This is a genomic window from Streptomyces rubrogriseus (assembly GCF_027947575.1).
Classification (GTDB): Bacteria; Actinomycetota; Actinomycetes; order Streptomycetales; family Streptomycetaceae; genus Streptomyces; species Streptomyces rubrogriseus.
Genome location: NZ_CP116256.1, coordinates 3,166,787 through 3,184,885 on the forward strand (window position 1 = coordinate 3,166,787; position 18,099 = coordinate 3,184,885).

General features: G+C 74.5%; 19 protein-coding genes. 7 read left to right on the forward strand and 12 right to left on the reverse strand.

Annotation, left to right across the window (positions count from 1 at the left end):
• Positions 1–84: 84 nt before the first annotated feature.
• A complete protein-coding gene (locus Sru02f_RS14520) occupies positions 85–1,629 on the forward strand; it encodes a helix-turn-helix domain-containing protein (RefSeq protein ID WP_167469368.1) in 1,545 nt (514 codons plus the stop codon).
• Between the two features lie 13 nt (positions 1,630–1,642).
• On the opposite strand, the gene Sru02f_RS14525 is transcribed toward Sru02f_RS14520, so the two are convergent.
• Complete coding sequence (locus tag Sru02f_RS14525) at positions 1,643–2,716, reverse strand: ABC-2 transporter permease (protein ID WP_109030440.1); 1,074 nt, start codon at positions 2,714–2,716, stop codon at positions 1,643–1,645.
• A gap of 11 nt (positions 2,717–2,727) precedes the next feature.
• Positions 2,728–3,330, reverse strand: a complete 603-nt coding sequence (locus tag Sru02f_RS14530) for a Dps family protein (protein ID WP_003977779.1) — start codon at positions 3,328–3,330, stop codon at positions 2,728–2,730.
• Between the two features lie 210 nt (positions 3,331–3,540).
• On the opposite strand from Sru02f_RS14530, the gene Sru02f_RS14535 reads away from it, so the two are divergent.
• Positions 3,541–4,656, forward strand: a complete 1,116-nt coding sequence (locus Sru02f_RS14535; protein WP_109030441.1) for a Gfo/Idh/MocA family protein — start codon at positions 3,541–3,543, stop codon at positions 4,654–4,656.
• A 125-nt stretch (positions 4,657–4,781) separates the two neighbouring features.
• Complete coding sequence (locus tag Sru02f_RS14540; RefSeq protein ID WP_109030442.1) at positions 4,782–5,234, forward strand: phospholipase; 453 nt, start codon at positions 4,782–4,784, stop codon at positions 5,232–5,234.
• Here the strand turns inward: Sru02f_RS14540 and Sru02f_RS14545 are convergent.
• The 3 genes from Sru02f_RS14545 to Sru02f_RS14555 form a co-directional block, all read right to left on the reverse strand.
• Entirely contained in the window at positions 5,207–5,860 is a 654-nt protein-coding gene (locus tag Sru02f_RS14545) for a phosphatase PAP2 family protein (protein WP_373103458.1), read from the reverse strand. The two genes, Sru02f_RS14540 and Sru02f_RS14545, sit on opposite strands and share 28 nt — an antisense overlap.
• Positions 5,861–6,105: 245 nt before the next feature.
• Positions 6,106–8,367 (reverse strand): heavy metal translocating P-type ATPase, encoded by a 2,262-nt coding sequence (locus Sru02f_RS14550; protein ID WP_109030444.1) that lies wholly within the window; start codon positions 8,365–8,367, stop codon positions 6,106–6,108.
• A gap of 77 nt (positions 8,368–8,444) precedes the next feature.
• On the reverse strand, positions 8,445–8,678 hold the full coding sequence (locus tag Sru02f_RS14555) for a heavy-metal-associated domain-containing protein (protein ID WP_109030445.1): 234 nt from the start codon (positions 8,676–8,678) through the stop codon (positions 8,445–8,447).
• A 190-nt stretch (positions 8,679–8,868) separates the two neighbouring features.
• On the opposite strand from Sru02f_RS14555, the gene Sru02f_RS14560 reads away from it, so the two are divergent.
• Positions 8,869–9,873 (forward strand): hypothetical protein, encoded by a 1,005-nt coding sequence (locus Sru02f_RS14560; RefSeq protein ID WP_109030446.1) that lies wholly within the window; start codon positions 8,869–8,871, stop codon positions 9,871–9,873.
• 66 nt (positions 9,874–9,939) lie between these two features.
• Here the strand turns inward: Sru02f_RS14560 and Sru02f_RS14565 are convergent, their stop codons facing one another.
• Complete coding sequence (locus Sru02f_RS14565) at positions 9,940–10,719, reverse strand: DeoR/GlpR family DNA-binding transcription regulator (RefSeq protein ID WP_109030447.1); 780 nt, start codon at positions 10,717–10,719, stop codon at positions 9,940–9,942.
• Between the two features lie 127 nt (positions 10,720–10,846).
• Here Sru02f_RS14565 and Sru02f_RS14570 point away from each other — a divergent pair, with 127 nt between their 5' ends.
• Positions 10,847–11,728, forward strand: coding sequence for an SIS domain-containing protein (locus Sru02f_RS14570; RefSeq protein ID WP_109030448.1), 882 nt, complete (start codon positions 10,847–10,849; stop codon positions 11,726–11,728).
• 96 nt (positions 11,729–11,824) lie between these two features.
• Here the strand turns inward: Sru02f_RS14570 and Sru02f_RS14575 are convergent, their stop codons facing one another.
• Positions 11,825–12,958: a methyltransferase gene (locus Sru02f_RS14575; RefSeq protein WP_167469465.1), complete on the reverse strand. Its 1,134-nt coding sequence runs from the start codon at positions 12,956–12,958 to the stop codon at positions 11,825–11,827.
• Between the two features lie 154 nt (positions 12,959–13,112).
• Here Sru02f_RS14575 and Sru02f_RS14580 point away from each other — a divergent pair, with 154 nt between their 5' ends.
• On the forward strand, positions 13,113–13,763 hold the full coding sequence (locus Sru02f_RS14580) for an alpha-ketoglutarate-dependent dioxygenase AlkB family protein (RefSeq protein WP_109030450.1): 651 nt from the start codon (positions 13,113–13,115) through the stop codon (positions 13,761–13,763).
• A 37-nt stretch (positions 13,764–13,800) separates the two neighbouring features.
• Positions 13,801–15,039 (forward strand): ROK family protein, encoded by a 1,239-nt coding sequence (locus Sru02f_RS14585; RefSeq protein WP_109030451.1) that lies wholly within the window; start codon positions 13,801–13,803, stop codon positions 15,037–15,039.
• 20 nt (positions 15,040–15,059) lie between these two features.
• Here Sru02f_RS14585 and Sru02f_RS14590 read toward each other — a convergent pair whose 3' ends face one another.
• The 5 genes from Sru02f_RS14590 to Sru02f_RS14610 are packed head-to-tail and all read right to left on the reverse strand — an operon-like array spanning position 15,060 to position 18,033.
• Entirely contained in the window at positions 15,060–15,458 is a 399-nt protein-coding gene (locus Sru02f_RS14590) for a VOC family protein (protein WP_159107505.1), read from the reverse strand.
• Positions 15,452–15,853 carry a tautomerase family protein gene (locus Sru02f_RS14595; RefSeq protein ID WP_109030452.1) on the reverse strand — a complete coding sequence of 134 codons (402 nt, stop codon included), beginning with the start codon at positions 15,851–15,853 and terminating at the stop codon, positions 15,452–15,454. Before Sru02f_RS14595 ends, Sru02f_RS14590 begins: the two co-directional genes overlap by 7 nt.
• Before the next feature lie 51 nt (positions 15,854–15,904).
• The gene (locus Sru02f_RS14600; protein ID WP_109031416.1) at positions 15,905–16,813 is read right to left on the reverse strand and encodes a phosphotriesterase family protein; all 909 of its coding nucleotides are present in this window, start codon (positions 16,811–16,813) and stop codon (positions 15,905–15,907) included.
• The gene (locus Sru02f_RS14605; RefSeq protein ID WP_109030453.1) at positions 16,810–17,397 is read right to left on the reverse strand and encodes a DUF4865 family protein; all 588 of its coding nucleotides are present in this window, start codon (positions 17,395–17,397) and stop codon (positions 16,810–16,812) included. Before Sru02f_RS14605 ends, Sru02f_RS14600 begins: the two co-directional genes overlap by 4 nt.
• A gap of 48 nt (positions 17,398–17,445) precedes the next feature.
• Entirely contained in the window at positions 17,446–18,033 is a 588-nt protein-coding gene (locus Sru02f_RS14610; protein ID WP_109030454.1) for a TetR/AcrR family transcriptional regulator, read from the reverse strand.
• Positions 18,034–18,099 lie beyond the last annotated feature (66 nt).

Sequence of the window (18,099 nt, forward strand, 5' to 3'; positions counted from 1 at the left end):
CGTTTTCGGTCTGGGCTCGGGGTCGCCCACCGTTCCGGTCGCGGGCCGCCCGGGACGCGGTGCCGTCTCGGCGTGGGGGCCGTCGTGAGCGCCGTAGCGAGCGTCGCCGACCTGTTGGCCGACCCCCTGCTCGCGGGAGCCCGCACGCTGGCCGGACACGCCGGGCTGGGGCGGGCCGTGCGTGATGTCACCGTCCACCGCGGCGCCCTCGACCCGGTCGACGGCCACCTGGTGCTCTGCGCCCTGGCCGACGCCACCCCCGCCTACCGGCTCGACGCCCTCGTCCGCCGCGCCCAGGAGGCCGGAGCCGCGGCGCTGTGCGTCACCGCCGACGGTGCGGCCAGACCCCCGCTGTCCGCCGTACGACTGGCAGACCGGCTGCGGATCCCCGTGCTGTGGGCCGCCACCGACGACCCGTTCCGCCTCGCCCTCGACCTCACCCTGCGGGTCCGTGCCCCCGAGGTGACGCGGGCCCGCACCGTCGAGAACCTGCTCCGCCGGCTCGCCACCCGCACGGAGGGGCCGGAGCTGATCGCCGTGGCCCGTACCGTGCTGGCCGCCGACGTCAGCCTCGTCACCCCCGACGGCGGAGCCATCGTCGGCGATCCGGTGGTGCCGGACGCCCTGCGCCCGGAGCTGGCCGTGCCCCAGCGCACCCCCGGTCTGCTGGCCCACCCCGTGCACGCCGTCCCGTTCGCCGGGCACCTGCCGGGCGGTACGGCGCCGGTCACCGCCTGGCTGGTGTGGCCCTTCGAACGGGCCGACGAGGACCGCGCCGACACCGTCGCGCTGGGCCTCGCCCTGCTCGAACCCTTCGTGCGGTCCTGGCTCGCCGGAGCCCGCACCCGGGCCGACCACGACAGCGCCGTCCGCCGCCACCTGCTGGCGGAGGTCGTCACCGGCCGGGGCACCGTCAGCCGGGAGGTCGTCGAGCAGGCGGTCGCGCTGGGCTGGCGGCTGGAGGACTGGCACGTGGGCCTGGCCGTACGCGCCGAGAAACCGCCCGCGGCGGACCGCCCCGACACCGTCCCCGCACCGCTGCTCGCCGCCCTGTCCCGACACGGCGTCACCGCCCAGGCGGTGGCGGAGGGCGACGGCGACTGGGCGCTGTGGTCCAGCAGCGGTCCCCGGCCCGCCGACGACGAACCCCGTCAGCTGCTGCGCCGGGTACGCCGGGCGCTCGCCGAACTTCCCACCGGCTGGCGGCTGGTGGCCGGCATCGGCAGGCCCCGCCAGGGCCCCGGCGGCCTGGCCGACACCCTGACCGAGGCCCGCAACGCGGCCCGGCTCGCGGCCGCCAGGGACGTCCGGCCGTCCGTGGAACACACCGACGAACTCGGCGTGGGCAGACTGCTGGCCGCCTGGCAGCAGTCCGACATCACCCGCGCCTTCGCCGAGACCGCGCTCGCCCCGCTGGGCGGCCCCGAACACGCCCACCTGCTCACCACCTTGCGGGTCTTCCTCGAGCACGGCGGCTCCGCCGCCGCCACCGCCCGCGCCCTCGGCCTGCACCGCAACACCGTCGCCGCCCGGCTGCGTCAGGTCCGCGAACGGCTCGGCGTCCCGCTGGACGACCCCAGCAACCGGCTCGCCCTCCAGATGGCCTGCCGTGCCCTGACCTCCCCCTGAGACCGGCGGACCGTCAGGACACGGCGGCCTCCGGTTCGGCCTCCGGCGGCTCCTTCTCCCGCCCGCCGGGATGCCGGTGCCGCCAGACCCAGAAGACCGTGCAGGACAGCAGCGCCCACCCGCCCAGCACCAGGAACGGGAACGCGTGCTGGTGGCCCTGGAAGTACACCGCGGTGTGCTGCGCGTTGACCGAGGCCCCGGGCGGCAGCCACCGGCCGATCACCCCCAAGGGCGACGGCAGCAGCGGCCAGGACACCGCGCCGCCCGAGGAGGGGTTGCCGATGATCACCATCAGGCCCCAGGTCGGCAGCATCGCCCACCGGCCGAACATGGTGTTGAACATCGTGAAGACCATGCCGGACACGAACATGGTGAGCGCCAGGATCAGCCACGACTCGGCGAACGGCAGGTCCACCGCGCCCAGCAGCCAGTCCACCGTGGCCGCGATGACGAACCCGCCGAGCAGCGCGTAGGCCACCGTGAACAGGATGCGCTCCCACGGGGTGAGCGCCCGCGCGTGCACGCTGAGCTGGATCGCCCCGACGAAGCCGATGATCACGGCGGCCAGGGAGATGTAGAAGATGGCCAGCCCGCGCGGGTCGCCCCGCTGGAGGGGGTTGACGTCCCGGACGGCGACCTGGACGCCGAGCTTCTTCCCCACGGCCGGTGCCGTCTGCGCGAGCAGCTCGGCGACCGAGGCGCCGGACGCGCCGGACACGTCGAGGGCGGCGTCCCGCCCGTCGTCGCGCAGCTCGAAGACCGCGAAGACCTCCTGCTGCTCGATCGCCTCGCGGGCCGCGGCGCGGGTCTCGTAGGGATGCACCCGCACCGAGGTGTCCAGCGCCTGTTCCAGGCCGCGCAGGAAGGCCCGGCCGCCCGCCTTCTCGTAGGAGCCGACCACCGCCGTGGGGATCAGGCGCGGCGTCGGGTTGGCCATCGAGTAGGTGTACGAGCCCGCGAAGAAGCCCGCCGCGGCGGCGAGGATCAGCACCAGCACGGTGGCCGGCCAGAACGGCGACTGCCGGAACGCGGACCACCGCCCGCGCGCCGGCCCGCCGTCGTCGGTGTCCTGCGACGTGTGTGCCATGTCCGGCGAGGTCAGGCGTGGACCAGCGGCGTGTCCACGAGGTGTTCCGCCACGAACCACGCCTGGAGTTCGTTGGTCCGCAGGACCTCGGAGACCAGCAGGTCGTTGGTGCCGTCGTCCCCGTACTCCTGGGTGCGGGCCGCCGCGTCGTGACACTCGGTCAGGATCAACTCGTGCGCCTCCAGCAGCCGCGAGAGCATCGACGGCACCTCCTCCACCCCGTCCGGCGGGCGCGGCACGGTGGTGATCTCGGCGACGTGCCGGGGGTCGCCGACCGCGACGCCGCCGAGAGTCTGGACTCGTTCGGCGACGGTGTCGATCAGCTCCAGCTGCTCACCCGCGTGCTTGTCCAGCAGCAGGTGCAGTTGGTAGAACGTCGCCCCGCGCATCAGCCAGTGGTACTTCTTGTACAGATCGTGCAGGATCCGGGTGTCCGCCAGGACCTTGTTGAGCCGCTGGCAGGAGTAGAGCCGGGTGTCCATGGTCAGGGCCACGGGGAACTGCTTGACGGTGCCGAACTCCTGAATGGTCCGGCCCTTCTGGTGCAGCCAGGGCTGGCTGCCGTCCGACCGGTGCTCCGCGGACGACGGGGGTTTCGGCTTCGGGGAACTCACGCCTGGACTCCTTCCGGAGAGGACTGAAGAGCGGGCCGGCGCGATACCGCCGGTCCCGGTCCCCCCCGCGCCAGTCGACCAGCCGTACGCCCGGCCCGCAAACGGTGGGGGTTGTCCGGGCCATCCGTCCCCGCTTAGGGTCGGCCCAGCCTGAAAGCGCTTTCTAACCGACGGGCGGGTGCGACCGCGCCGCCGTCCGAGGAGGACCGCATGTCCGCACGCCCCGCCCGGCGCCGCGTCGCGGTGGTCGGCACCGGTGCCATCGTCACCGGCAGCCACCTGCCCGCCCTCGCCGCCCACGCGGACCGCACCGAACTGGTCGCCGCCGTCGACGTGGACCCCGAGCGGCTCGACGCCTTCCGCGCGCAGGCGCCCGGCGACGTCGCCGGGTACACGTCGACGGGCGCCATGCTGGACGCCGTACGCCCCGACCTCGTGCTGGTCGGCACGCCGCCGTCGCTGCACCGGGAGCAGACGGTGGCCGCGCTGAAGGCCGGCGCCTGGGTGCTGTGCGAGAAGCCGCTGTGCCTCTCCCTCGCCGAGTACGACGACATCGCGGCGGCCGAGGAGGCCTCCGGGGCGTACGCGTCCGTGATCTTCCAGCACCGGTACGGCTCCGGCGCCGCGCACGCCCGCGAACTGATCGCGAGCGGCGAGCTGGGCGCCCCGCTGTTCGCCCACTGCCAGACGACCTGGCACCGCGACGCCGCCTACTACGCGGTGCCCTGGCGCGGCCGCTGGTCCACCGAGGGCGGCGGCCCGACCATGGGCCACGGCATCCACCAGTACGACCTGCTGCTGCATCTGCTCGGCCCCTGGGCGGAGATACGGGCCATGGCCTCGCGCCTGGTGCACGACACCGAGAGCGAGGACGTCTCCACCGCCCTGGTGCGCTTCGGGAGCGGCACCCTCGCCACCGTCGTCAACAGCGTGCTCTCCCCGGACGAGGTGAGCCGGATACGCGTCGACTGCACTGACGCGACGGTCGAGTTGACGCACCTGTACGGGCATCGCAACGACGACTGGACCTACACCCCGGCCCGGCACGTCGCGCCCGCACGCGCCGCCGCCTGGCGCACCCCGGACGCCGACGTGCCCAGCTCCCACACGGCGCAGCTCGGCGCCGTACTGGACGCCTGGGACGCCGGGGCCCGCCCGCCCGGCAGCGGCCAGGAGGCGCGCGCCACGCTGGAGTTCGCCGCGGCCCTGTACAAGGCGGCGTTCACGGGGCGGCCGGTGCACGCGGGGGAGATCGGGCCCGGCGACCCTTTCTACGCGGCCATGCACGGCGGCCATCCCGACTGGGCCCCTGAAGGACGCGCGTAGCTCAAAACCGAGGTGTTCACGGCGCGTTGGGGCGAAAGAGGTGTGAACAGGGGGTCCAGGTGCGCATGATCTCGGCATGAACCTGCGGCCCGAGAGGCGGGCCGCAGCCTCATGGAGGTGTTGGGATGCACCGCAGACTCGCCACCGGACTCACCGCCGCGGCCCTGGCCGTGACCACCGTCGTCGCCACCGCCGCGGCCGCCGACGCCGCTCCCGCCGACAAGGCACAGGTCCTCGCGAGCTGGACGCAGACCAGCGCGTCCAGCTACAACACCTGGACCGCCGCACGGGCCGACAAGGCCGCCTGGTCCGCCTACGGATTCGACTGGACCACCGACTACTGCTCCTCCTCGCCGGACAACCCGTTCGGCTTCCCGTTCAGCACCTCCTGCGCGCGGCACGACTTCGGCTACCGCAACTACAAGGACGCGGGCACCTTCAACGCCAACAAGTCCCGCCTGGACAGCGCCTTCTACGAGGACCTCAAGCGGGTCTGCGCCCGCTATGGCGGCGCCACCAAGACCGCCTGCAACAGCACCGCGTGGACGTACTACCAGGCCGTGAAGGTGTTGGGCTGACGAACCCGGGCAGGAGCAGCCGCCAGCGCGGCCGCCGCACTGGCGATGCCCAGGACGGCGCCCGCGGCGACGTCACCGGGATAGTGCACGCCGGTGTGGACCCGGGAGTAGCCGACCGCGCTCGCCAGCGCGCCCAGCGGTACGGCCGCCTCGGGCAGGACGACACCGACGGCCGTGGCGAAGGCGACCGCCGCGGCCGTGTGTCCCGAGGGGAACGACGCCGACGCGGGCATGGGCACGTACCGGTCCACCGTCACCCGCGCCGCCTCCCGGTCCGGGCGCGCCCGGTGCACCAGACGCTTGCCCAGCAGGTTCGCCGAGGCCGACGCCACGGCGATCGCCCCGACGCCGACGAGGGCCGCCCGCCGCGCCCGCGCACCGCTCAGCGCGAGCGCGGCGGCGATCCCCAGCGAGACCTTCGAATGGTCCGCGGCGTGGGACAGGCGCCGCAGCGCCCGGTCGAGCGTGGGTGTGGACGTGGCGGCCACCGCCGCGTACAGCGCGCCGTCCACGGCCCGCAGATCCCGGAGTACGGCGGTGAGGACCCGCCTGCCCGCGGACCCCGGGCCGGGAGGCGGCCCGAGCGGGTCACGGGTGCCGCCGTCGGCGTCGGTCGGTTCGGTCATGGGCTCCTGCTCCGCGGGGAGACGCGACCCCGCCATCCTGGTCGTCCCCGGACCCGGCGGCGCGTGGGCGGGGCCCGTCCGGGGGACGGCGGGCAGGAAAGGCGGCTCCGGTCCGGGGGACGGCGGGCGGGGCGGTGGTTCCGGCCCGGGCGGTGCGGTGCGGCTCGGCACCACCGGGTCCACGCACCGTCGGGCCGTCGCCGGCCCCGTGGAGTCGGCCGACGGCCCGGTGCGGCGGCGGTGGGTCAGTCCGCGGCCTTGAAACCGCGCAGGCGCAGGCTGTTGCCGACGACGAAGACGGAGGAGAAGGCCATGGCCGCTCCGGCGATCATCGGGTTGAGGAGCCCGGCGGCGGCGAGCGGCAGGGCGGCGACGTTGTAGGCGAAGGCCCAGAACAGGTTGGACTTGATGGTGCCGAGTGTCCTGCGGGCCAGCCGGATGGCGTCGGCGGCGGCGCGCAGGTCGCCGCGGACGAGGGTGAGGTCGCCCGCCTCGATGGCGGCGTCGGTGCCGGTCCCCATGGCGAGGCCCAGGTCGGCCTGGGCGAGCGCGGCGGCGTCGTTGACCCCGTCGCCGACCATCGCCACCGAACGACCCTCGCCCTGGAGGCGCTTGACGACGGCGACCTTGTCCTCGGGCATGACCTCGGCGATCACGTGCTCGGGGGCGATGCCGACCTCGGCGGCCACCGCCTCGGCGACGGCCCGGTTGTCGCCGGTGAGGAGGACCGGTGTCAGGCCCAGCGCCCGCAGCCGGGTGACGGCCTCGCCGCTGGTGTCCTTGACCGCGTCGGCGACCTCCAGGACGGCCCGGGCCTCGCCGTCCCAGGCGACGGCGATCGCGGTGCGGCCGGCGGCCTCCGCCCGGGTCTTCGCGCGTCCGAGCCCGGCGGGCAGTTCCATGGCCCACTCGGCGAGCAGCTTCTCGCGGCCGACCAGGACCGCGTGGCCCTCGACGACGCCCTGCACGCCGAGACCGGGCACGTTGGCGAAGTCCTCGGGGGCGGGCAGGGTGCCGACCCGTTCGGTGGCGCCCGCGGCCACCGCCTGCGCGATCGGGTGCTCCGAGGCGTGCTCCAGTGCTCCGGCCAGCCGCAGCACGTCCGCCTCGTCGGTGCCGTCGGCGGTGTGCACGGCGAGCAGGGCCATGCGGCCGGTGGTGACGGTCCCGGTCTTGTCCAGGACGATGGTGTCGACCTTGCGGGTGGACTCCAGGACCTCGGGGCCCTTGATGAGGATGCCGAGCTGGGCGCCGCGCCCGGTGCCGACCATCAGCGCGGTCGGGGTGGCGAGGCCCAGCGCGCAGGGGCAGGCGATGATCAGGACGGCGACGGCGGCGGTGAACGCGGCGGCCGGTCCGGAGCCGTTGCCGAGCCAGAAGCCGAGGGTGGCCAGCGCGAGGGCGATCACGACGGGGACGAAGACACCGGAGATGCGGTCGGCGAGCCGCTGGGCCGCGGCCTTGCCGTCCTGCGCGTCCTCCACCAGCCTGGCCATCCGCGCCAGCTGGGTGTCCGCGCCGACCCGCGTCGCCTCGACCACCAGCCGGCCGCCCGCGTTGACGGTCGCCCCGGTGACCCCGTCGCCCGCGGCGACCTCGACCGGCACCGACTCGCCGGTGAGCATCGACGCGTCGACCGCGGAGCTGCCCTCGACGACCGTGCCGTCGGTCGCGATCTTCTCGCCGGGGCGGACCAGGAACCGGTCCCCGACCCTCAGGTCCCCCACCGGGATCTGCTCCTCACGGCCGCCCCGCACGACCGTGACGTCCTTGGCACCCAGCTCCAGCAGCGCCTTCAGCGCGGCACCGGCCTTGCGCTTGGACCGCGCCTCGAAGTAGCGCCCGGCGAGGATGAAGGCGGTCACGCCCGCCGCGGCCTCCAGGTAGATGTTCCCGGAGCCGTCGCCGCGGGCGATGGTCAGCTCGAAGGGGTGGGTCATGCCGGGCGTGCCCGCGGTGCCGAGGAACAGAGCCCACAACGACCACAGGAACGCCGCCGAGGTGCCGACCGAGATCAGGGTGTCCATGGTGGCCGCGCCGTGCCGGGCGTTGGTGAACGCCGCCTTGTGGAAGGGCCAGGCCGCGTACGTCACCACGGGCGCCGCCAGCGTCAGCGACAGCCACTGCCAGTACTCGAACTGCAGCGCGGGCACCATCGCCATCGCGATCACCGGGACCGCCAGCACCACCGACGTCACCAGCCGCTCCCGCAGCGGCCGCAGCTCGTCGACGGCCTCGGCGCCCCCCGGCCCGGACCCGGCGTCGGTACGCACCGGTTCGGGCTCGCGGGCCGTGTACCCGGTCGCCTCGACGGTGGCGATCAGCTCCGGGACGGACACGTCACCGGCATAGCTGACCTTCGCCTTCTCCGTCGCGTAGTTGACGGTCGCGGTGACCCCCTCCATCCGGTTCAGCTTCTTCTCGATCCGGGCGGCGCACGAGGCACAGGTCATGCCGCCGATGGCGAGTTCCACCTCGGCTGGTGCGCTGGTCGTACTGGTGGTCATGGCTGCTCCTGATGCGGGTCGTCGGCCGGGACCCGGCGTCGCGGGTCCCGGCGGTGCGGCGGGGGAGTGCGGGGCGGTCAGACGCGGCCGGTCAGCTCGTACCCGGCCTCGTCGACCACCTCGGCGATCGCGGCGTCGTCCGGCTCGGCCTCGGCGGTGACGGTGACCCGGCCGGTGTCGAGCCGGACGTCGACGCCGAGGACGCCGTCCAGCTCACCGATCACCCGGGTGAGGGTCGCGCTGCAGTGACCGCAGCTCATGCCGGCGACGGCGTAGGAAGTGGTGACGAGGGCGGTGACGTTCGAGGGCATTGCTTCCTCCACAGGTGCGGTCGCGAATACGGGGCGGGGGTATCCGCCCGGTCAGTCCATGTATACCCCTAGGGGGTACCCGACGCAAGTGTCTCCACCGCTTGACTCGCTACCCCCCGGGGGTATGGTGAAGTGCATGAAGAGGGCCTCCGAGTGAGCCGGAGCCCCTGGATCCGAGGAGACGACCGTCATGCACACCGGACTGAGGATCACCGCGTTCGCCGCCGCGCTGGCCGCCACCTTCGGCACCGCCTACGGCGTCGGCACCGGGATGGACCCGATCGTCGCGGACGGCGCCGCGCCCGCGCCCCATGACGGGCACGGCGAACCGGACGGGCCGCGTGAACCGACGCCGCGGCCGGCGGAGAGCGGCGGCCACGGGGGCCACGAGAGCACCCCGCCCGGCGGCCTGCAGATCTCCGAGGGCGGCTACACCCTCGACCTCGCCACTTCGCGCGTCACCGCCGGCCGGCGCACCGAGCTGCGCTTCACGGTGCGGGACGCGAGCGGCGCGGCCGTGACCGCGTACCGGCGCGAGCACGACAAGGAACTCCACCTCGTCCTGGCCTCACGCGACCTGGTCACCTACCGCCACCTGCACCCCACCCGGGCCGCCGACGGCACCTGGAGCACCCCCGTCGACCTGCCCGCCGCGGGCGGCTACCGCGTCTTCGCCGACTTCACCCCGGCCGGCGAGGACGCCGAGAACCTCACCCTCGGCGCCGACCTGGCCGCCTCCGGCCGATATCAGCCCGCACGGCTCCCGGCCCCGAACGGCACCGCCCGGACCGACGGTTACGAGGTCGAGCTCGACGGTTCCCTGCGCACCGGCAAGGTGAGCGAGCTGAAGCTGAAGGTGTCCCGCGACGGCGAACCCGTGGGCGACCTCCAGCCCTACCTGGGCGCCTACGGCCACCTCGTCGCCCTGCGCTCCGGTGACCTCGCGTACCTCCACGTCCACCCGAACGGCGAACCCGGCGACGGCACCACCAGGCCGGGCCCGGAGATCTCCTTCACCGCCACCGCGCCCAGCGACGGCACCTACCGCCTCTTCCTGGACTTCCGGCACCAGGGCGAGGTCCGTACCGCGGCGTTCACCGTGCGGGCCGGCTCGGCGACGGGCGCTGCGCCCGGCGCGACGCCGGGGGCCGACCCGAGCGCCACGCCGGAACACACCGACGGACACGGGCACTGACCGGCACCGCCACCGCCGCCGCCGGGGAAGCCGCCACCACCGGGGCCGGGTGCACCTCCGGGGCCCCTAGGCCGTGACGACGCGGACCCCCGCCTCCTCGAACCGTCTTACCAGCTCCGGGTCGGCCGCGCCGTCCGTCACCAGGGTGTCCACCGACTCGGTCGCGCAGATCCGGGCGAACGCCCGCCGGCCCAGTTTGCTGGAGTCGGCGGCCACGACGACCCGCTCGGCGCGCTCGCACAGCAGTCGGTTGATCGCGGCCTCGGCCTCGTCGTGGGCCGCGGCACCGTGTTCGACGTCGAAGGCGACGACGCCCAGGACCGCCACGTCGAGGGTCACCTGGCCCAGCACGCCGTCCGCGAGCGGGCCGATCAGCTCGTACGACTGCGCCCGGGCCACCCCGCCGGTCACCACGATCTTGAACTGCGGGCGAACGGCCAGTTCGTTGGCGATGTTGAGCGCGTTGGTCACCACGGTCAGCGCGGGGGTGCCGGAGGCCAGGTCGGCGCGCACGGCCAGGGCGCGCGCCACCTCCGTGGTCGTCGTGCCCCCGGTCAGTCCCACCGCCTCGCCGGGCGCCACCAGAGCGGCGACCGCCTGCGCGACGCGCTGCTTCTCCGAGGCGCGGCGGGCGGTCTTGTAACGCAGCGGCAGTTCGTACGACACCCCGTGCACCACCGCGCCACCGCGCGTGCGCACCAGCATCTGCTGCTCGGCGAGCCGGTCGAAGTCGCGGCGGATCGTCGCGGCCGAGACCTCCAGCTCGGTCGCCGCCTCCTCGACGTCCAGCCGGCCGCGCTCGACGAGCAGTTCCAGCAGCGCCTTCCAGCGGGCGTCGCGCGACATCCGCGCCTCCGTTCCTCGATCTCCGCCGACCCTAGCGCACGCACTCTTACCCCAGATTGCTTGATAGTGATCGAAAGGTCGCTATATCTTGCAGAAACAGTCAATCCGTATTCGGGGAGTGTGCGGCATGACGTATGTCGAGGACGAGCTCAACAGCCAGCCCGCGTGCTGGACACGCGCCGCGGCCGAGGCGGCGCGCCACGCGGCGGCACTGCCGGCGGCGGGGGAGCGGGTGGCGCTCGTCGGCTGCGGCACCTCGTACTTCATGGCGCAGTCGGCGGCGGCGCTGCGCGAGGACGCGGGGCAGGGTGAGACGGACGCGTTCGCCGCCTCCGAGTTCCCGCGCGGGCGGACGTACGACAGGGTCGTGGCCCTCACCCGCTCGGGCACCACCACCGAGGTGCTGGAGCTGCTCACGGAGCTGAAGGGGCGCACCCGCACCGTCGCGCTCACCGCCGATCCCGAGACGCCCGTCATGACCGCCGCCGACGACGTCGTCGTCCTCGACTTCGCCGACGAACGGTCCGTCGTGCAGACGCGGTTCGCGACCACCGCGCTCACCCTGCTCCGCGCCCACCTGGGCCTGCACACCGAGGCCGTCGTCGCCGACGCCCGCGCCGCGCTCGCCGCCGAGCTGCCCGAAGGGCTCGTCGAGCGCACCCAGTTCACCTTCCTCGGCCGCGGCTGGACCGTCGGACTGGCCAACGAGGCCGGCCTGAAGATGCGCGAGGCCTCCCTGTCCTGGACCGAGGCCTACCCGGCGACGGAGTACCGGCACGGCCCCATCAGCATCAGCACCGCGGGCACGGCGACCTGGATGTTCGGCGAGGCACCCGACGGGCTGGCCGAGCAGGTCCGCGGGACCGGCGCGCTGTGGGTGCCCGGCGAGCTGGATCCGCTGGCCGAACTGGTGCGTGCCCAGCGGCTCGCCGTCGCCGTCGCCGCCGCGCGCGGCCTCGACCCGGACCGCCCGCGTCACCTGACCCGCTCGGTGATCCTCGCCCCCTGACGCCCGCTCCCAGTCGCCCGGGACGGAACCGACCGCACCCCTCGCCACCACCGGCGACCTCGTCGGCCGCGCCGCGGCCGAGCGCTCCGCCGTCGGCTACTCCTTGACCGTCTTCAGCACCACGAACTTCCGGTCGCCCGCCACCAGCTCGCTGTTGCCGAACAGGCGCCGCAGCCTGACGTGGTAGCCCAGGTGCCGGTTGCCGACCACCCACAGTTCGCCGCCGGGGCGCAGCACCCGCCGCGCCCCGGTGAACATCCGCCACGCCGTGGCGTCGGTCGTCGCCTGGTGGGAGTGGAACGGCGGGTTGTTCAGCACCAGGTCGACACTGCCGTCCGGCACCCCGGCCAGCCCGTCGCCGACCCGGAACTCCGCCTGGCCCGCGACCTCGTTCGCCCGGTACGTCGCCCGGGCCGAGGCCACGGCCTGGAACGACTCGTCGGTGAACAGCAGTTCCGCGTCCGGATCGGCCAGCGCCACCGCCGTACCGACCACACCGTTGCCGCAGCCCAGGTCCACCACCCGCCGGAAGCGCCCGGGACCCGGCAGGTGCCGGAGGAAGAAGCGGGTGCCGACGTCGAGCCGGTCGGCGCAGAAGACGCCGGCGTGGTTGACGACCGGGCGGCCGGAGAGCTGCCCGACGTCGTCGGGCAGCCGGTAGCCGAGCGGCCAGGGGTTGGCCGGCCGCTTCAGCGCGGGATCGGGCTCCGCGAAGATCAGCCGGGCCTTTTTCACGGCCAGGGACGTCCGGGTCGGGCCGACGATCCGCTCGAACAGCCGGAGCGTGGAGGTGTGGATCTCCTTCACCATCCCGGTGCCGACCACGACCGTGCCCTCGTGCAGCGCGGGCGCCAGCCGCAGCAGCTGGTCCTCCAGCAGGGCGAGGCTCTTCGGCACCCGCACCAGCAGCACGTCGACGCGGTCCGGCGGCGGATCCTGCGTGGTGAGCAGGCGCACCGAGCCCGGCTCGACACCGCTCCGCTCCAGGTTGGCCCGCGTCGCCTCCCGCGCGAGGTGGGAGTCGGTGATCTGCACCGGGCGGTGCGCCGCCAGCGCCGTCACCAGCGCTCCCCACCGGTCGCCGACGACCACGACCGTGCCGGACAGGGAGACCTCCCGCTCCGCGAGGTGCCCCAGCAGGTACTCGTCCGAGGCGTCCCAGGCGCGGAGCCGGTCGCGCGGGTCCTCGGGGAAGCGGGAGAGCACGCGCTCGCCCCACGGAGTCGCCATGCGGTCGTCGCGGTCGTCGCGGTGGTTCGTGCCGGGATCGTTCGTGCCGGGATCGTTCGTGCTGCGGTCGTTCATCGTGTGTCCAGGCTAGCCGAGCCGCAGCTCAGCGCCGGTCGCCCCCGGGTGGGGGAGGACGCGGAGGCAGGATGGGGACATGGACGCGGAGCTGTTCCCCAGGACCCGCGCCGAGACCGCGCCCGGCGCCGTCCACGTGCCGGACTGGCTGTCCCCGGGACAGCAGCGCGAGCTGCTCGACGCCTGCCGCGCGTGGGCCCGCCCGCCGGCCGGACTGCGCACGGTCCGCACCCCCGGCGGCGGCACCATGACCGCCCGGCAGGTCTGCCTCGGCCGGCACTGGTACCCGTACGGCTACGCCGCCACCGCCGTCGACGGCGACGGTGCCCCGGTCAAGCCCTTCCCAGCCCGGCTCGACGACCTCGCCCGCCGCGCGGTGACCGACGCGCTCGGCGCCGGGGCGGTGGCACCGGCGCCGTACGACATCGCCCTGATCAACTTCTACGACGCCGACGCCCGCATGGGCATGCACCGCGACGCGGACGAGCGCTCCGACGCCCCCGTGGTCTCCCTGAGCCTCGGCGACACCTGCGTCTTCCGCTTCGGCAACCCCGACACCCGCACCCGGCCCTACACCGACACCGAACTGCGCAGCGGCGACCTGTTCGTCTTCGGCGGCCCCTCGCGGCTCGCGTACCACGGGGTGCCGAGGGTGCACCCGGGCACCGCGCCTCCCGAGTTGGGACTCCAGGGGCGGCTGAACATCACGCTCCGGGTCAGTGGCTTCTAGGCACCCCGTGCGGACGGATCATGGGAGACTCCCCCTCATGAGCGGCAAGGCGGACCCCCGGGCGGCGGGGGAAGGGACCACCTCGAGGACGCGGCTGGACCGGGGGCGCGGTGCGCTCGGACCCGCGTTGGAGCTCGTGCACACCGGACGCGCCCCCACCCGGGCCGTCCTCACCGCGGAACTCGGCGTGACCCGGGCCACGGCGGGCGCGGTCGCCGCCGAACTGGAGGCGCTCGGCCTGATCCGGGTGGACGCCAGGCCCGGCGCGGCGGCCGGTTCCCAGGGCCGTCCCTCGCACCGCCTCTCGGTCGCCGAGGACGGGCCCGTCGCCCTCGCCGCCCAGATCCACGCCGACGGTTTCCGCGCGGCCCTGGTCGGCCTCGGGGGCCGGATCGTCGCGACCGCGCCCGGCTGCGAGGTCGTCGACGCCGACCCGGCGAAGGTGCTGGGCTCCGTCGTCGAGGCGGGCGCGGAGCTGCTGCGGGAGACCGGGCGGCGCTGCGTCGGCGCCGGGCTCGCCGTGCCGTCCGCCGTCGCGGAACCGGAGGGCCTGGCCCTGAACCCGCTGCACCTGGCCTGGCCGGCCGGCGCACCCGTGCGGGAGATCTTCGCGCGGCAGGTGCGGGCCGCGGGAATCCAGGGCCCCGCCTTCACCGGCAACGACGTCAACCTCGCCGCCCTCGCGGAGCACCGCCACGGTGCCGGACGCGGCGCCCGCGACCTGCTGTGCGTGGCCACCGGCCACCGCGGGGTCGGCGGCGCCCTGGTCCTGGACGGCCGCCTGCACACCGGCAGCTCCGGACTCGCCCTGGAGGTCGGCCACCTCGCCGTCAACCCGGAGGGCCGCCCCTGCCACTGCGGCAGCCGCGGCTGCCTGGACGTGGAGACCGACCCGCTGGCCTTCCTCAGGGCGGCCGGGCGGGAACCGGGACCCGAGGTGTCCCTGCTCCAGCAGTCCTACGACCTGATCCGCGAGCACTACGCCGACCCGGCCGTCCGTACCGCCACAGAGACCCTCATCGACCGCCTCGGCCTGGGACTGGCGGGCCTGGTGAACATCCTCAACCCGGACCGCATCATCCTCGGCGGACTCCACCGCGCGCTCCTCGACGCCGACCCCGAGCGGTTGCGCGCGGTCGTCGCCGGGCGCAGCCTGTGGGGCCAGAGCGGCGGGGTGCCGATCCTGCCCTGCGGCCTCGACCACAACAGCCTGGTCGGCGCGGCCGAGTTGGCCTGGCAGCCGGTCCTGGACGACCCGCTCGGCGTGCCGGCGTAGGCGACCGGACGTGCCGCGACTCAGGGCGCGGGCCGGTCCCCGCCGCTCGGGGCGTGGCTGAGGTCGACGACGCAGAAGACGTTGTCGTCCGGGTCGGCCAGGACGACGAAGTCGGGGTCGGGCGGGTACAGGTCCCACTCGACGGCCCGCGCGCCGAGACCGATCAGCCGCCGCACCTCCGCCCGCTGCTCCTCGGCCGAGTCCGTGAACAGGTCGAGGTGGAGCCTGGGCCGAGGTTCGGGCGGCGAGTCACTGCGCAGGAGCCCGAGGGCCCGCCCGGAGCCGTCCGCGTACTCCAGCGTGCGCCACGTCCCGCTCTGCCACTCCTCCGAGGCCACCAGCGGCAGCGCGGCCGTCCAGAACGCCACCGCGCGGGGGAGATCCGTGACACCGACGACGGGGATTCCGAGTCTCAGCATGATCCCGACCCTACGTACTGAGCCAGCCCGTTGCCCAGCGACCAGTCCGCCGAGGTGTTCTCGGTCAGGGTGACGAAGACGTTGCGGGGGTCCGTCCCCGCGTACTCCTCGGCGAGTTGGGCGATCCGGCCGTACAGCGCCTCCTTCTGCCGGGTGGTCCGGCCCGCCCGCAGCGTGATCGCCACGAACACGATGCCCGCGTCGCGGCGCACGCCGAGGTAGTCGTCGTAGCGCAGGGTGCCGCGAGCGGCGTGGTGCGCGGTCAGGACCTGGAAGTGGTCGTCGGGCGGAATGCCGAGGGCTTCCACCAGGGCGTCGTGCACGGCCCGCCCGAGCGCGTCGAGCCGGTCGTCGTCGGTGCCGCCGCCGTGGGCGTCGATGCGGACGAAGGGCATGAGGGTCTCCTGTCGGGCGGGACCGGGACGGGGGCCGCGGAACGGGGAGTGTCAGTGCCAGTCGACGGCGAACGCCCGCGCCGGGTTCTCGGTGAGGACGCGCCGCACCAGCTCGTCGCCCACGGCGAGCGCGAGCCGGGGAGCCACGCGGCGCAGCAGGTACGGCATCCCCGGGCCCCCGTCGACCGACCGGGCGGACGCCGTGGTCGTGTCGCCGCCGAGCAGCAGCCGGTCGCCGAAACCCGCCTCGGCGAGGTCCCGCACGGCGTCCGGCATCCGCCAGTCGGTGGCGTGGTTCCCCCGCGACGGCCCGTCGAAGGCCAGCCAGCACCCCGACCCGGCGGCCTGCCGGTGGGTCACGGGGTCGGGGGAGCGGTTGAGGTGACCGAGGATCACCCGGTGCGACGGTACGCCCAACTCGCCGCACAGCAGCTCCAGTACGTCCAGCGCGCCGGTGCCCAGCTCCAGGTGCACGGCGATCGGCGCACCCGTCGCGTGGTGCGCCTCGGCCGCCGCCGACATGGTCCACCGCGCGTGCGCGTCGAGCGCGTGGAAGCCGCCCGCCACCTTGATCAGCCCGGCGCGGACGCCCGACGTCCCGATGCCCCGGGTCAGTTCGGCCACGAAGACCTCGACGGCCCGGCCCCGCAGCGCGGCGAGCGTGTCCTGGTCGTAGTGGACGTCCTGGTGCAGTCCCGTGGCGGCCACCACGTGGACACCGGTCTCCCGGGACAGGACCGGCAGATCGGCGGCCCGCCGGCCCAGTCCGTACGGCGTCCACTGCACCACCGTGCCGCCGCCCCGTTCCCGGAAGGCGGCCAGCTCCGCCCGTGCCGCCGCGGCGTCGCGCAGTTCCTCACCGGGCAGCCGGGGGCTGGCGAAGAACAGGTGGTCGTGGGCGTTGCACACCCCCAACTCCTCGCCGGGCACGTCCCCGAGGACCGTGCGGACGGCGCTCACCACTGCCGTCCCCTGGGCAGCAGGCTCCGGCCGGGCGCGGACAGGTGCAGCACCCGGAAGACCTCGCCCGCCACCCCGTCCGGCGCGTCACCCGCGTGCAGCGAGAAGTGCACCAGCTCCCAGCGCCGGGTGTCCACGACCGCCGCCGCGAGCAGCGCCCCGTCACCGGCGGCCAGGTGCCCGGTCTCCCGCACCGCGTCCGCCGCCGCCTCCGACAGCGGCACCCGCTCCGGCACCCGCTGCCGCCGCAGGACCGCCACCCGCGCGGGGGAGTCGGCGGCACCGCCCTCCTCGTACGCCAGGCCCGTCCACTGCCGGACCGCGGGCCGGCCGAAGTCGTCGGTGGGCCGCTGGAAGGCGCCCTCCCAGAGGAAGGAGTTCATGCCCTCCACGGTGTGCCACAGGTAGAACGGCGCGTACTGGTTGACCGGCGAACCGTCCTTGCCCCGCTCGCGGATCAGATACGCCTTGAGCCCGAGACCGGGCCAGTCGTCCAGCAGGTGCCCGGTGCGAGCCACCCGCTTCCTGATGACGTCCATCGGATAGTCGGCGGGCAGGGTGAAGGCGTACTGCATGGCGTGCACGGCTCGTGGCTCCTCCGGTCTTCTCGGATGGGGTGGGTGCGAACCCCGCTACCGGGCGCGGGACTTCGGCTGGGCGAGCAGCGAGAGCAGTCCCCGGACGCCCGCGTCGAAGGCGGCGGGCGAGCCGGACGCGCGGGCCAGCACATATCCGCCCTGGACGGTCGCGACGACCGCCGCCGCGATCTCCTCGCCGTCCAGCGAGGGCGCGAACTCGCCCTGCTCCCGGCCCTCCTCCACCAACTGGGCGATCTGCTCGCGCAGCCAGTCGAGGGTCTCGTCCACCGGGGCGCGCAGCGCGTCGTCGGCGATCACGTCCGGGTCCATCGTCAGACGCCCGACCGGGCAGCCGCGCAGCACGTCGCGCTCGCGCCGCAGATACGCCTCGATGCGCTCGTACGGCGTCCCCGGACCGTTGAGCACGGCCCCGGCAGCGGCCCGCATCTCCTCGGCGGTGCGCCGGATCGCGGCCAGCGCGAGGTCGGGCTTGCCCTTGAAGTGGTGGTACATGCTGCCCTGCCCGGCCTCGGCCCGCTCCAGGATCGCCTTGGGGCTCGTGCCCACGTAACCGCGCTCCCACAGCAGCTCGCGGGTGGACTCGATCAACCGTTCCGAGGTGCTCATGCAAGCACTGTACATACTAGTAGTTACAGAAGTCGAGCGGCCGAAGAGGAGTGGGGGAGCATTCCCGGGCCGCCGCAGTAC

What these genes read in the sequence shown, in the direction of transcription:
- Sru02f_RS14525 (WP_109030440.1), bottom strand. Translation starts at nt 2,716, where the DNA reads ATGGCACACACGTCGCAGGACACCGACGACGGCGGGCCGGCGCGCGGG.
- Sru02f_RS14535 (WP_109030441.1), top strand. Translation starts at nt 3,541, where the DNA reads ATGTCCGCACGCCCCGCCCGGCGCCGCGTCGCGGTGGTCGGCACCGGT.
- Sru02f_RS14540 (WP_109030442.1), top strand. Translation starts at nt 4,782, where the DNA reads ATGCACCGCAGACTCGCCACCGGACTCACCGCCGCGGCCCTGGCCGTG.
- Sru02f_RS14545 (WP_373103458.1), bottom strand. Translation starts at nt 5,860, where the DNA reads ATGACCGAACCGACCGACGCCGACGGCGGCACCCGTGACCCGCTCGGG.
- Sru02f_RS14550 (WP_109030444.1), bottom strand. Translation starts at nt 8,367, where the DNA reads ATGACCACCAGTACGACCAGCGCACCAGCCGAGGTGGAACTCGCCATC.
- Sru02f_RS14555 (WP_109030445.1), bottom strand. Translation starts at nt 8,678, where the DNA reads ATGCCCTCGAACGTCACCGCCCTCGTCACCACTTCCTACGCCGTCGCC.
- Sru02f_RS14560 (WP_109030446.1), top strand. Translation starts at nt 8,869, where the DNA reads ATGCACACCGGACTGAGGATCACCGCGTTCGCCGCCGCGCTGGCCGCC.
- Sru02f_RS14565 (WP_109030447.1), bottom strand. Translation starts at nt 10,719, where the DNA reads ATGTCGCGCGACGCCCGCTGGAAGGCGCTGCTGGAACTGCTCGTCGAG.
- Sru02f_RS14570 (WP_109030448.1), top strand. Translation starts at nt 10,847, where the DNA reads ATGACGTATGTCGAGGACGAGCTCAACAGCCAGCCCGCGTGCTGGACA.
- Sru02f_RS14575 (WP_167469465.1), bottom strand. Translation starts at nt 12,958, where the DNA reads ATGGCGACTCCGTGGGGCGAGCGCGTGCTCTCCCGCTTCCCCGAGGAC.
- Sru02f_RS14580 (WP_109030450.1), top strand. Translation starts at nt 13,113, where the DNA reads ATGGACGCGGAGCTGTTCCCCAGGACCCGCGCCGAGACCGCGCCCGGC.
- Sru02f_RS14585 (WP_109030451.1), top strand. Translation starts at nt 13,801, where the DNA reads ATGAGCGGCAAGGCGGACCCCCGGGCGGCGGGGGAAGGGACCACCTCG.
- Sru02f_RS14590 (WP_159107505.1), bottom strand. Translation starts at nt 15,458, where the DNA reads ATGCTGAGACTCGGAATCCCCGTCGTCGGTGTCACGGATCTCCCCCGC.
- Sru02f_RS14595 (WP_109030452.1), bottom strand. Translation starts at nt 15,853, where the DNA reads ATGCCCTTCGTCCGCATCGACGCCCACGGCGGCGGCACCGACGACGAC.
- Sru02f_RS14610 (WP_109030454.1), bottom strand. Translation starts at nt 18,033, where the DNA reads ATGTACAGTGCTTGCATGAGCACCTCGGAACGGTTGATCGAGTCCACC.